Source organism: Dysgonomonas sp. HDW5B, assembly GCF_011299335.1.
Lineage (GTDB): Bacteria > Bacteroidota > Bacteroidia > Bacteroidales > Dysgonomonadaceae > Dysgonomonas_A.
This window is the reverse complement of the sequence record NZ_CP049858.1, coordinates 4,316,725-4,329,398: the sequence shown is the minus strand read 5'-3', so window position 1 is coordinate 4,329,398 and position 12,674 is coordinate 4,316,725. Positions and strand designations below refer to the sequence as shown.

Below are 12,674 nucleotides of genomic sequence, written 5' to 3'. Positions count from 1 at the left end.
TATTAGGTATGTTTTTGAATAGGTTAAGTGTTGGGGTATTAGTAGCCTTGTTACTTGTTTCTTGTGGAAACAGTAAGCAGGAAGCACCGAAAGAAGAGGCATCGGTATATCCTACTGCCGTATTGAGTGAGCAGAATACAGTTTTGGAATCTGTATATCCTGCAACAATAAAAGGGCAAGAGGATATTGAAATAAGACCACGTATCGATGGCTTTATTGAAGCAATCTACGTTGATGAAGGAGCTGTTGTTAGAAAGGGACAGGCTTTATTTAAAATAAATTCGCCGCAATCGGAGCAGACTTTACTTTCAGCTCAAGCATCGGTAGCCAGTGCTCAAGCAGCTGTAAATACGGCTAAGCTTAATGTGGAACGTATACGTCCTTTGGCTCAAAAAGGTATTGTAAGTAATGTTCAGTTGGAAACTACCGAAAATTCTTACCAATCGGCTTTAGCAACATTGGCACAGGCACAAGCAACATTGGCACAGGCAAAATCTACAGTTGCTTGGACTAGTGTAACTAGCCCTGTTGATGGTATCGTAGGAGCTATACCTTACCGTTTGGGAAGTCTTGTTGATAAAGCGTATGTTTTGACTACTGTTGCAAATACAAGTAATGTATATGTTTATTTTTCCTTGAACGAAAAGGACTTAATGGACTTTTTACAAAAAGCACCCGGAAATACTCAGGCAGAGAAAATTAAAAATATGCCCGAATTATCACTTATTCTGGCAGATGGAACAGTATATCCTGAAAAAGGTAGGGTTTCAACTATCTCGGGGCTTGTAAATACTGCTACCGGATCGGTTAGCTTTAGAGCTGATTTTCCTAATCCTCAAGGGTTGTTGAGAAGTGGTACTAGTGGAAAAATTAGTATACCTAGACACTTAGAGAATGTTTTAATTATTCCTCAAAAAGCAACATTTGCTCAACAGGATAAAGTGTTGGTGTATAAGGTTCAGGGAGATTCGGTTGTGCAAACTATCGTATCGGTACTACAAATACCCGGTGGACAAGATTATGCTGTAACAAGTGGACTTTCTAATGGAGACCGTATCGTAACTGATGGAGTTATAACTCTTCGTAATGGTGCGAAAATAAAAGTTCAGTAAGTTTATAAATGGAGGTGAGTATTTTTTGCAACATTCTTAATTGTAATAGATAGTTGTGTTTATACCTAACCAACAGATAAGAGTTCTTGGACTTTACTTGAATAAAAATTAAAACTATAAAAAGAATACAATGTTAAAAACCTTTATAGAAAGACCTGTATTATCTACAGTGATTTCAATCATTATTGTGATATTGGGGCTGATAGGGCTGCTTACGCTGCCTGTTGCCCAGTATCCTGATATTGCCCCCCCCACGGTACAAATTACCGCCAATTATAGTGGTGCTAATGCTGACGTGGTAATGAACAGTGTTGTTATCCCCATCGAAGAGCAAGTAAATGGTGTAGAAGGGATGACTTATATGACATCTTCAGCTTCGAATAACGGACAAGCAACTATTACTGTATTCTTTAAACAAGGAGTTAATCCTGATATTGCTGCAGTAAATGTTCAGAATATGGTTGCCCGTGCAACACCTTTGTTACCTGAAGAGGTAGTAAAAGTTGGTGTTACCGTTAAAAAACAACAGAGTAGTACTATTATGTTTATGTCGCTAACCAGTGATAATCCGGATTATGATGGACGATTTATCCAGAATTATGCGAATATCAATATTTTACCTCAGATCAAACGTGTGTTTGGGGTAGGAGAAGCGATGGTATATGGTGCACAGGATTATTCGATGCGTATTTGGCTTAAACCTGACTTGATGAGCGTTTATCAAATATCGCCTTCGGAAGTTATTGCTGCTCTACAAGATCAGAATATTGAGGCCGCTCCTGGTGAATTGGGGCAAAATAGTGATCAGTCTTTTCAATATACATTGAAATATACGGGGCGTCTAAAATTGGCTACGGAATTTGAGGATATTATAATTCGTTCGCAAAACGGGCAAATATTACGTGTCAAAGACGTTGCGGATGTTGAATTAGGATCACTTAATTACACAATCCATTCCCTTACAAACGGAACGCAATCTGTGGTTATCGCTGTTAGTCAAACAGCAGGATCAAATGCAACGGAGATTATCGACAATATTCAAAAAACATTGGCAGATGCTAAAGTTTCGTTCCCTCCAGGTTTGAAACTGACTTATCTATTTAATGCAAATGACTTTTTGAATGCATCTATCGAAAAAGTAATCCATACTTTGATTGAAGCTTTCATCCTTGTGTTTATCGTTGTGTTTATATTCCTTCAGGATTTCCGTTCTACGTTGATTCCGGCTATTGCAGTTCCGGTAGCTATTATCGGTACATTCTTCTTCCTGCAACTATTCGGCTTTTCTATTAACTTGCTGACTTTGTTTGCTTTGGTTCTGGCTATTGGTATAGTCGTCGATGATGCGATAGTCGTCGTCGAGGCGGTGCATGCTCAGCTTGACTCGGGAGTTAAAGACCCCAAAGTGGCTACAATGAATGCGATGAAAGAAATTGCTCCGGCTATTGTATCTATTACATTGGTAATGGCAGCGGTATTTATTCCGGTAAGTTTTATCGGTGGGACAAGTGGTATATTTTATAAGCAGTTTGGTTTGACATTAGCTATTTCTATTGTTATTTCAGCTATTAATGCTTTGACATTAAGTCCTGCTTTATGTGCTTTATTCCTTAAACCTCATGGTGAAGAGCATAGTCAAAAGAAAAGTTTTATCAAACGTTTTTACTATAGCTTTAATATTGGTTTTAATGCTGCTACCCAAAAATATAAATCAAGTCTACATTTCTTAGGAAAGAGAGGACATCGTTGGATTACAGTACTTATAATTCTGATAAGCTCTGCAATCTTGTATGTATTGATGGTGATGATAATACCTAAAGGATTCGTACCTCAGGAAGATGGTGGTAATGCGATGGGTATGATTACTTTGCCTCCAGGTTCATCTCTTGAGAGAACAGATTCTGTTGTTGCAGAGGTAACAGCAATTGTGAAAAGTATTGAAGGCGTGAGTGATGTTACCAGTATTGCAGGAACCAGTTTCTTGAGCGGATCGGGAAGTTCTTATGCCTCAATTATTATAAAAATGGTTCCATGGTCGGAACGTAAGATAACTATAGATGAGCTAACCAATACTTTGACGGCTAAAACCGCTCATATACAGAATGCTACATTTATGTTCTTCGGAATGCCTACTCTACAAGGATTTGGTATGACTCCGGGTATTGAAATGAAACTTCAGGACAAAACAGGGGGAGATATTAATAAATTCTATGAGATAACTAATAAATTCTTGGATGAGGTTAAGTCCAAAGAGCAGGTAATGATGGCGATGACATCTTTTAACCCAAGTTTTCCTCAAAAACAGATAGAGGTGAATATGGCGAAGATAAAAGAGTCAGGTTTAACTCTTACACAGGTGATGACTACTATGCAGGCTTATATCGGTAGTATGTATGTATCTACCTTTAACTTGTATGGAAAACAATTTAGGGTAATGGTTCAGGCTTCGCCCGAGTATAGATCTAAGTTAGAAGATTTAGATAAGATATCTGTACCTACAGCTAATGGAACAATGGCACCTATTACGGAGTTCCTTACATTTACTGATGTAACAGGTCCTCAGGCGTTGACTCGTTTCAATATGTTCTCATCGATGGATGTAACTATTATACCTAACTTCTTTAAAGGTTATGGAACCGGAGACGTAATAAAATTGGTTGATGAGATTACCAAAACTTCGCTTCCTGCCGGATATGGTTATGAATATTCGGGTATGACTCGCGAGGAGGTAAGTAGTGGTAACCAAACAATCCTGATATTTGGTCTTTGTTTAATCTTTGTTTATCTACTGTTGGCAGCTCTTTATGAGAGTTATATTCTACCATTGGCAGTTATTATATCCTTGCCGGTTGGTCTTGCGGGAGTATTCATCTTTATATTTGTTGCCATGATAGGAGGTAGTGGAATTATGAATAACATCTACGTCCAGATATCGCTGGTCATGTTGATCGGTCTTCTTTCGAAGAATGCAATTTTGATTGTAGAATATGCCATACAGCGTCGTCAACAAGGTATGAGTATTGTTGATGCAGCTATTAATGGTGCAGTTGCACGTTTGCGTCCTATCTTGATGACATCTTTTGCCTTTATCTTTGGTCTTATGCCTTTGATGTTTGCATCAGGAGCCGGTGCTATCGGTAATAGATCAATTGGTATCAGTGCTATCGGTGGTATGTTTATAGGAACGATGATTGGAGTATTGGTGATACCATCTCTTTATATCATCTTCCAAAATATACAAGAGAAATTTAGTAAATCGGGTGTGTTGAATTCTGATGATAAGACAATAGCAAGCAAGTAAATAGAAATAATATGAATAAGAAATATATCAAGGGAATCGTTCTATTGGGGCTTACAGCCTCAATAGGATTCAGTTCCTGTCAGGTTGTCAATAAATACAAAACTCCGGAAGTTGATTCAGAGGAGTTATTCAGAGATGAGAATCCTACTGATACTACTACTGTCGCAGATTTATCGTGGAGAGAATACTTTCAGGATCCCATACTTCAGGCTTTGATTGAAGAGGGGTTGGCTCAAAACTTTGATTTACAAATTGCTTATACTCGTATTCAACAAGCAGAAGCTAATTTGAGTATGGCTCGAGCAGCTTATTTTCCAAATGTTGCATTAGTAGGTCAATTCAATCAATCAAGAACCAGTGTAAACAATGCTGGAGTAAAAGATGTTTTGGGATACAGTAATACACAATATGGCTTAGGAATAGCTGTTACTTGGGAGGCAGATCTTTGGGGTAAAATTAACAGGCAGGCTCGGGCTTCGTTTGCTCAAATGTTATCGAGTCAGGCTTATAAAGATTTGATTCAGACATCTTTAATATCTAATATTGCTACATCATATTATTCTTTGATGGCTTTAGATGAGCAATTGCGGGTTACTAAGGAAACAGTTGACTTACTAAGGCAAAGCAGCGAAACAATGCAGGCATTGAAAGATGCCGGAATGTTGAATGGTGCAGCAGTAGAACAAAGTAAAGGTTTGCTGTATGGTACTGCAGTAAGTATTCCTAGTCTTGAAATTCAGATTAGAACATTAGAAAATAGCCTTTGTTTGTTGTTGGCTCGTAAACCAGGTTCGGTAGTACGTTCATCTATACAAGATCAAAATGTTCCGGAAGAAATATCATTCGGGGTGCCAGTACAGATGTTAGCAAAACGTCCGGATGTACAACAGGCGGAACTTGGATTTAGAAGTGCATTTGAATTAACTAATGCAGCTCAGGCAAGCTTTTATCCTTCATTGACACTTAATACAGGGTCTATGATTGGGTTTGTAGAAAATTTTAAACCTGAGAATATTATAGCAAATATCATCGGTAGCCTTACTCAGCCTATCTTTGCTCAAAAGCAGTTGATCGGTCAATTGAGAATACGTAAGGCTCAACAAGAAGAGTCTTTATTGACATTCCAAAAGACGGTTTTAGCAGCAGGTAAAGAAGTGTCTGACATTATGTATACTTATGAGGCTTCATTGAGTAAAAATGCTCCTCGCTCTAAACAAGTAGAGTCTTTAGGCACGGCAGTTTATTTTACCCAAGAGTTATTGAAAGCCGGTGAGGCTGATTATACGGAAGTATTGATTGCTGAACAAAATTTATTGAGTGCCCAATTGGGACAAGTTAGTGATAAATTAGAGCAGCTACAAGCTACGGTTGATTTATACAGAGCACTTGGCGGAGGCGTTAAATAATTACCTATCAATATTTAATTTAAAAAGCATATACTCAATCTGAGTATATGCTTTTTTACTTTCTATGATAAGTTTCTTCGATGTCGGTTAATTTCATCAATAATGATTGTTGTACTTAAACTTATTCTGTGATATGCCTTTTGAAAGTCGGGATCATCATCTAATTTGACATTTCGACGGACAAATTCATCGATACTTAGATTGTCACTATATCCTTTGAAAATAGAATCTTTTATTTTTTTTGCTTGTTTCAATACCATTGCTATTTCTCTCAAGGAAGGGATTGCTGCCAGTGTTTGTATAACAGATGCCAATTCATTGTAGTCGAGAGATGTCGCAAAATCTTTTTCCTGGACTATGGCAATCCATGATCGTGTTTTGTTGAGATTCTCTAAAGTAATATTATGTATAGGTTTATAGTTTTGATCGAATAATTCTTCTCTAATAAATGAAATAGTTCTGTTCAGATCAAATTTTTCTTTTTCATAAAACTCTAATGCCATTTCTTTAGAACAACCGGTTTCAAGACAAATATATTCGATTGATTTTGTTTTGAATATATCAGCACATAATTTAATGTCTCCATCGTTTTCTTTGAGAAGTTTTAGTGCCTCAGCCATTGGGATTGGCATTATTTCTCTTAGAGCTTTTACTTTTATTTTGTAATCCATACTGCTGTTTTTAAGGTCTCAGACCTTTTATTTCTTTGATAAATGTGGCAACTAGAGATTGTTACTGCTCCGAAATCTTACCACAAATATTTAATGTTACTTATCTAAAATGCGAAGATACAAAGGTGTTTCTACATGATGAAATTTCACTACCTTTGTTTTGTATTTGTTTATTATAACAGTTGCACTTTTTTATTCTTAGGAAATAATATATGCTAAAGTCATTATATATAAAGAATTATGCTTTAATTGATAGTCTCGAAATAGACTTCGAGTCTGGATTTTCTGTCATAACAGGAGAAACAGGTGCAGGTAAATCTATTATACTTGGAGCCTTATCTCTGATTTTAGGACAACGTGCCGATCTTAAAACTATTAAACAAGGCGAAACAAAGTGTATTATCGAAGGTACTTTTGATGTATCGGCATATGAACTCAAAGGTTTTTGTGAAGAAGCCGGAATTGATTATGACCCGGATACATATATACTTCGTCGTGAAATATTATCGACAGGAAAATCACGTGCGTTTATAAATGATACGCCCGTGTCGTTGAATGATTTAAAAGATCTAGGAGGTCAGCTGATAGACATCCATTCTCAACATCAGAATCTGATGTTGGGCGACAGCCGTTTTCAAATGCAGGTTGTTGATTTATTGGCAGGGACGGGGATTCTTTTAAAGGAATATAAAGAAGCTTTTAAATTATATAAACATGCTGATACTGCATTATCTGATTTAAAAGATTTAGCAGCCAGAAGCAAGGAGGATGAGGATTACCTTCGTTTTCAATTCGAGGCACTTGAAGAAGCTAAATTAGTTGAAGGAGAGCTTGAGGAGTTGGAACAGGAACAAGAAACACTGAACCATGCTGAAGATATAAAATCGGCTTTATATAAAGTGTATACATTGCTTTCGGACGATGATAAAGGTGTTGTTTCTTCTTTAAAGGAGGGGTTAACAGCGGCACGAAGTTTATCGGGTATTTATGTCAATGCCGAAGCGATTGCTCAACGTCTGGAGACAGCTTATATTGATCTCAAAGATTTGAGCACGGAAGCCGAACGTTATGCGGGAGATGTAGAATTTAACCCCGAACGTGCTGCTTTTATAGAACAGCGTTTAGATCAGATTTATACATTGCAACAAAAGCACAGAGTGTCGTCTGTTGATGAATTGATTGCACTATATAACGATTTACGGACAAAACTAACCAGTATTGATTCGTATGATCAAAAGATTGAGGAACTTCAAAAAGACCTGACTCAAAAGCAAGAAAAAATGTTAGTTCAAGCCGAAAAATTGAGTAAGAAACGTAAATCGGCAACAAAAGATATAGAAAAGAAACTGATCGAAAAGGTAGCTTATTTAGGCATACCCAATGTGAGGTTTGAATGCGAGATTACTGCCAGAAACTATCCCGATGCTTCGGGTATAGACGATTTGCAGTTTTTATTCTCAGCCAATAAGAATGTACCTCTGCAACCTGTTGCAGAAGTGGCCTCGGGTGGTGAAATTTCACGTGTGATGCTTTGTCTGAAATCGATGATAGCGGGTGCAACGGCACTTCCAACCATTGTTTTTGATGAGGTAGATACAGGTGTTTCGGGTGAGGTTGCCGATAAGATGGGACATATCATGCAGGAGTTTGGAGGTCAGATGCAAGTTTTGGCCATTACCCATTTACCTCAGATAGCAGCAAAGGGTAAAGCTCATTATTTTGTCTACAAATCGCACGAAGGAGACAGTACAACTACCAACCTGCGAAAGCTTACAGAGGAAGAACGTATTAAAGAATTAGCACAAATGCTGAGCGGTTCGCATGTAACCGATGCTGCCATTGAGAATGCAAAAGTGATGTTAGGAAAGAAATGAATAGAATAAAACAAACAGCAGAAAAAATACTCGGACGTCCATTAGAAGCGTCGGAAGGAGTCGATATTCAATCTATAGAGGTTGCCGAAAAGAAACTGAATGTAAAGTTTCCTCAAGCATTAAAGGACTTCTATCTGAATGTCGGTAAATTAGCTTTGTTTACTGATGCTTTCGAGTTTTTCGCAAAGCCCAAGCAAATATATATTAAGAGTAATAAGCTTGTTTTTCTTGAAGAAAATCAGGCAGTTCTTTCTTGGGGTATCGATTTGAATGATTTGGGAAAAGAAGTTGTTCCCGTTTATCATTCGCCCAATATCGGCGATCAGGAAAGTGAAGTGATCTGGTATACTGAGGCTTTGCCTTTGCCCGATTTTTTAGAACTAATCATGTTCTATCAGGCAGCCAGTGCAGATGCTGATTTGCAAACAAGGTCAAAAGGAGGTTATCCTTTGAGTTATGTAGGGTATAAAAGCGATCTCGAAAATGCCGAATTATGGGATAAGTTTCAGAAAGACCTATCCGAAAAATGGGAAAAGGTTGTTGATGGAAACGGATTGGTAATCTATTGGTGTAAATACGGACTGCTACTTTATTATTCTGTTCAGGATTTGGATACAGATGTAGACGATTTAATATACTTGAGTACACGAAAAGATTTTGATTTGTCCGACTTCAAAAGTAAGTTTGGTTTTCAGCAGTTGGACTAAAGTAGATGACGTATTACATGCGTCTTCTTAAAACATAGAAATAAAATAAATGGGCATATGCAACGCCCTTACGATATAATATACTTTGAATGAAAGAAAAAGAAATGATTTTTGGCATACGTGCCGTTATAGAAGCTATAGAAGCAGGAAAGGAAATAGATAAAATAATTGTAAAGAGAGAGCTTCAAGGCGACCTTTTCAGAGAATTAACTGCTGCTTTAGAGTCACACGATATACCAGTGCAGAGGGTTCCTGTGGAACGTATCGACAGATATACACGCAAAAACCATCAAGGTGTAATTGCTTTTTTATCGGCGGTTACTTATGAAAAAATCGAAGATATTATTCCTTTTCTATATGAACAAGGAAAAAGCCCCTTCATTCTTGTGCTTGATGGATTGACCGATGTGCGTAACTTCGGAGCAATTGCCCGTACTTGTGAAGTAGCCGGAGTAGATGCAATTGTTATACCTGCACGTGGAAGCGTAACGGTAAATGCCGATGCGGTAAAAACTTCTGCCGGAGCATTGATGAAAATTCCCGTATGTAAACAAAATAGCCTTACTGAAGCGATTCACTTCCTTAAAAATAGTGGAGTAAAGGTGGTGGCTGCAACAGAGCGTGCTGCTCAATCATATACGGAGGTAGATTATACAGGTCCTATAGCCATAGTTATGGGAGCCGAAGATGTTGGAGTTTCTAATGATAACCTTCGCATTTGCGATGAACTAGTTAAAATTCCTCAGTTTGGAACTATCGGTTCATTAAACGTTTCGGTTGCTGCCGGAGTGTTGATCTATGAATCGATCCGACAAAAAGGTTTGAACGCATAATATATTTATAGTCTAAAAAATATAGAAGATGAAAAAGATAATATCAACGAATAATGCTCCTGCGGCAATAGGTCCATATAGTCAGGCAATAGAAGTAAACGGAACACTTTATGCATCGGGTCAAATTCCGATTGATCCTGCTACGGGCGATTTTGTAGCCGGAGGTATTAAAGAACAAACGGAACAAGTTTTTAAAAATATAAAGGCTATTCTTGCAGAAGCAGGTCTTACAACCAGCAATATTGTAAAAACGACTGTGTTACTTTCCGATATCGCCAATTTTGCAGCGATGAATGAAGTGTATGCGACTCAATTCGAAGGAACATTTCCTGCTCGTTCGGCTTTTGCTGTAAGAGATCTTCCTAAAGCTGCAATGGTAGAAATTGAAATAATTGCAGTTCGCTAGTTCTCATAAGCTACCGATAATCGCTAATTCTAAAGAAGTGTATTAAATAAAAATTCCGAAAATGAGAAATCTGATAGGTAATCTTATATGGCTTGTGTTTGGAGGATGGGCAATTGCTATTGAATATTTTATGGCTAGTATTGTCATGATGATAACAATTATAGGTATTCCGTTTGGATTGCAATCGATCAAACTGGGAGTATTGGCAGTATGGCCTTTTGGAAGTAAAGTGGTTACTATCGAAGAATCTTCGGGATGCCTCAATACAATAATGAATGTTATTTGGATTATTATTGGTGGTTTCTGGATTGCTTTGACTCATGTCTTCTTCGGGGCTCTTCTTTGCATTACTATTATTGGAATACCATTTGGTTTACAGCATTTCAAATTTATCAAATTAGCATTATTTCCCTTTGGAAAGAGGGTGGTGGATGCCTGATAACGATATAATATAACAGATTAAAGTCTTTATACTAACTTTTGTATAGAGACTTTCGTTTTTTATATAGATAATGTATATGGGAAAAAGGCTTTGATATTAAAAGAAAGCATTATTTTTGTAATATGATAGATAATCTTTTTAGACCCGTATTCGAAGAAGGTTATTTATATATTGTGCTGTAATGATTATAGTGCTAATTTTCACTTAACATAACCCAGATGAAGAAAATAAAGATATTATTATTGTTACTCCTTTTACCTATTCTATGTTATGGACAATTGATTGGTTTAGGGGGACAATATTCGGAAGGTGCAAATGGACAGTTTTTTACAAGTATGGCTTTTCCGACATTCCATCAGAAAAACAAACTGAATACTTTTGTGTCCAGCGGTCTGGAGTTCACAACATCGGGTGGTGCTAAAATGAGTGGTTTGCATTTGAAGCCGATTCAGATTAAATCATTTTTGAGTGAAGATCTTTTTAACAATAATCCTTATACTATTCTGGTAGGTGTGGATGGAGGATATCTCTTCGATTTCAGACGAGGAAGACGAAATGGAATTGTAATTACACCTAATGTGTATGTTGATTATAAGATGTTTTTTATTAAAGCAGGTTATGATTTTGATGTTACCAACGGACAGAATCAATTTTTTGTTCGAGCAGGTGTCGGTCTTGGATTGGGAGTATTAAAGATGTTTGCCAAGACTAAGATTTGGTAGCGTATTCATTCCCTTCATAACCTTAATCTAATAAAATACAAAGAGATAATAGGTCTTAGACCTGATTGAATATTTAAAGAAATAATGACCAAAGGAGGTCGCTTTTAGAAAATGAAAATAGCAGCTCTTGTATCGGGAGGCGTTGATAGTTCGGTAGTTGTTCACCAATTGAAAGAACAAGGTTACGATCCTACCATTTTTTATATACGTATTGGTATGGAGGATAAAGACGGTTATATCGACTGTCCTGCCGAAGAGGATATTGAAATAACAACTTATATTGCTAAAAAATATGGTTGTAAAATGGAGGTTGTATCTCTCCATGAAGAGTATTGGGAAAATGTGGTGAGTTATACCATCGAAGCTGTAAAAAGAGGCTTGACACCTAATCCTGATATTATGTGTAATAAGATGATTAAGTTTGGCTGTTTCGAACAAAAATGGGGACATGAGTTCGATAAAATAGCTACAGGTCATTATGCCACTACTACCGAATTGAATGGTAAAACATGGCTTTCCACAGCAAAGGATCATGTGAAAGATCAAACTTATTTCTTGGGACAAATAGATTATCTGCAAGCATCAAAACTCATGTTTCCAATAGGTAATTTGTTGAAAAGTGAAGTTCGAGCTATTGCAGCCGAGCAAGGATTACCATCGGCTTTAAGAAAAGATAGTCAGGGAATTTGTTTTCTGGGTAAGGTCAACTACAATGACTTTATCGGCAGATACTTGGGCGAACGTCCGGGTAAAATTGTAGAACTTGAGACAGGAAAAGTTTTAGGTCGTCATAATGGGTATTGGTTCCATACCATAGGGCAACGAAAAGGTTTAGGCTTAGGCGGAGGACCTTGGTTTGTGATCAAAAAAGACGTAAAACGAAATATAATATATGTCTCTAATGGGTATGATCCTGAGACACAATACGGAAAGACTGTAAATTTGGGAGGTTTCTCATTTATAACCGAAGACATTTGGGGCGATTTTGATGGTAAAAAAGACATTACTTTTAAAGTACGTCATACACCTGAATTTACAACAGGAACTATTGAAAAAATAGGTGATATATATCGTATTCAATCAGATGAGAAGATACAAGGTATTGCTGCCGGACAGTTTGGTGTTGTATATGATAAAGAATCGAAGTTATGCTTGGGGAGTGGCGTAATAGCCGATGAGCAGGCTGATTAAGGTAGTACC

The 12,674-nt window shown here is 37.2% G+C and carries 11 protein-coding genes; 10 read left to right on the top strand and 1 reads right to left on the bottom strand.

The window, feature by feature from the left end:
• The first annotated feature begins 8 nt into the window (after positions 1-8).
• From G7051_RS17840 to G7051_RS17830, 3 genes are all read left to right on the top strand, one after another.
• The gene (locus G7051_RS17840; RefSeq protein WP_166202485.1) at positions 9-1,112 is read left to right on the top strand and encodes an efflux RND transporter periplasmic adaptor subunit; all 1,104 of its coding nucleotides are present in this window, start codon (positions 9-11) and stop codon (positions 1,110-1,112) included.
• Between the two features lie 130 nt (positions 1,113-1,242).
• Positions 1,243-4,413 carry an efflux RND transporter permease subunit gene (locus G7051_RS17835; protein ID WP_166202483.1) on the top strand — a complete coding sequence of 1,057 codons (3,171 nt, stop codon included), beginning with the start codon at positions 1,243-1,245 and terminating at the stop codon, positions 4,411-4,413.
• An 11-nt stretch (positions 4,414-4,424) separates the two neighbouring features.
• Positions 4,425-5,819, top strand: coding sequence for an efflux transporter outer membrane subunit (locus G7051_RS17830; RefSeq protein ID WP_166117484.1), 1,395 nt, complete (start codon positions 4,425-4,427; stop codon positions 5,817-5,819).
• A gap of 62 nt (positions 5,820-5,881) precedes the next feature.
• Here the strand turns inward: G7051_RS17830 and G7051_RS17825 are convergent, their stop codons facing one another.
• Positions 5,882-6,490, bottom strand: coding sequence for a hypothetical protein (locus tag G7051_RS17825; protein ID WP_166202481.1), 609 nt, complete (start codon positions 6,488-6,490; stop codon positions 5,882-5,884).
• Positions 6,491-6,702: 212 nt separating this feature from the next.
• Between G7051_RS17825 and recN the strand changes: the two genes are divergently transcribed.
• The 7 genes from recN to mnmA all read left to right on the top strand — a co-directional run bounded on the left by recN (position 6,703) and on the right by mnmA (position 12,665).
• Complete coding sequence (gene recN / locus G7051_RS17820; RefSeq protein WP_166202479.1) at positions 6,703-8,364, top strand: DNA repair protein RecN; 1,662 nt, start codon at positions 6,703-6,705, stop codon at positions 8,362-8,364.
• On the top strand, positions 8,361-9,071 hold the full coding sequence (locus G7051_RS17815) for an SMI1/KNR4 family protein (RefSeq protein WP_166202477.1): 711 nt from the start codon (positions 8,361-8,363) through the stop codon (positions 9,069-9,071). Before recN ends, G7051_RS17815 begins: the two co-directional genes overlap by 4 nt.
• Positions 9,072-9,160: 89 nt before the next feature.
• Positions 9,161-9,904 carry a 23S rRNA (guanosine(2251)-2'-O)-methyltransferase RlmB gene (rlmB, locus tag G7051_RS17810; RefSeq protein WP_166202475.1) on the top strand — a complete coding sequence of 248 codons (744 nt, stop codon included), beginning with the start codon at positions 9,161-9,163 and terminating at the stop codon, positions 9,902-9,904.
• A gap of 28 nt (positions 9,905-9,932) precedes the next feature.
• Complete coding sequence (locus G7051_RS17805) at positions 9,933-10,310, top strand: RidA family protein (RefSeq protein WP_166202473.1); 378 nt, start codon at positions 9,933-9,935, stop codon at positions 10,308-10,310.
• A gap of 61 nt (positions 10,311-10,371) precedes the next feature.
• A complete protein-coding gene (locus tag G7051_RS17800; protein WP_166202471.1) occupies positions 10,372-10,749 on the top strand; it encodes a YccF domain-containing protein in 378 nt (125 codons plus the stop codon).
• A 221-nt stretch (positions 10,750-10,970) separates the two neighbouring features.
• A complete protein-coding gene (locus G7051_RS17795) occupies positions 10,971-11,474 on the top strand; it encodes a hypothetical protein (protein WP_166202469.1) in 504 nt (167 codons plus the stop codon).
• 111 nt (positions 11,475-11,585) lie between these two features.
• Entirely contained in the window at positions 11,586-12,665 is a 1,080-nt protein-coding gene (gene mnmA, locus G7051_RS17790; RefSeq protein ID WP_166202467.1) for a tRNA 2-thiouridine(34) synthase MnmA, read from the top strand.
• Positions 12,666-12,674: the final 9 nt, after the last annotated feature.

Coding starts and splice junctions, on each gene's coding strand:
- G7051_RS17835 (WP_166202483.1), top strand. CDS start 1,243: ATGTTAAAAACCTTTATAGAAAGACCTGTATTATCTACAGTGATTTCA.
- G7051_RS17805 (WP_166202473.1), top strand. CDS start 9,933: ATGAAAAAGATAATATCAACGAATAATGCTCCTGCGGCAATAGGTCCA.
- G7051_RS17815 (WP_166202477.1), top strand. CDS start 8,361: ATGAATAGAATAAAACAAACAGCAGAAAAAATACTCGGACGTCCATTA.
- recN (WP_166202479.1), top strand. CDS start 6,703: ATGCTAAAGTCATTATATATAAAGAATTATGCTTTAATTGATAGTCTC.
- mnmA (WP_166202467.1), top strand. CDS start 11,586: ATGAAAATAGCAGCTCTTGTATCGGGAGGCGTTGATAGTTCGGTAGTT.
- G7051_RS17795 (WP_166202469.1), top strand. CDS start 10,971: ATGAAGAAAATAAAGATATTATTATTGTTACTCCTTTTACCTATTCTA.
- rlmB (WP_166202475.1), top strand. CDS start 9,161: ATGAAAGAAAAAGAAATGATTTTTGGCATACGTGCCGTTATAGAAGCT.
- G7051_RS17800 (WP_166202471.1), top strand. CDS start 10,372: ATGAGAAATCTGATAGGTAATCTTATATGGCTTGTGTTTGGAGGATGG.
- G7051_RS17825 (WP_166202481.1), bottom strand. CDS start 6,490: ATGGATTACAAAATAAAAGTAAAAGCTCTAAGAGAAATAATGCCAATC.
- G7051_RS17840 (WP_166202485.1), top strand. CDS start 9: ATGTTTTTGAATAGGTTAAGTGTTGGGGTATTAGTAGCCTTGTTACTT.
- G7051_RS17830 (WP_166117484.1), top strand. CDS start 4,425: ATGAATAAGAAATATATCAAGGGAATCGTTCTATTGGGGCTTACAGCC.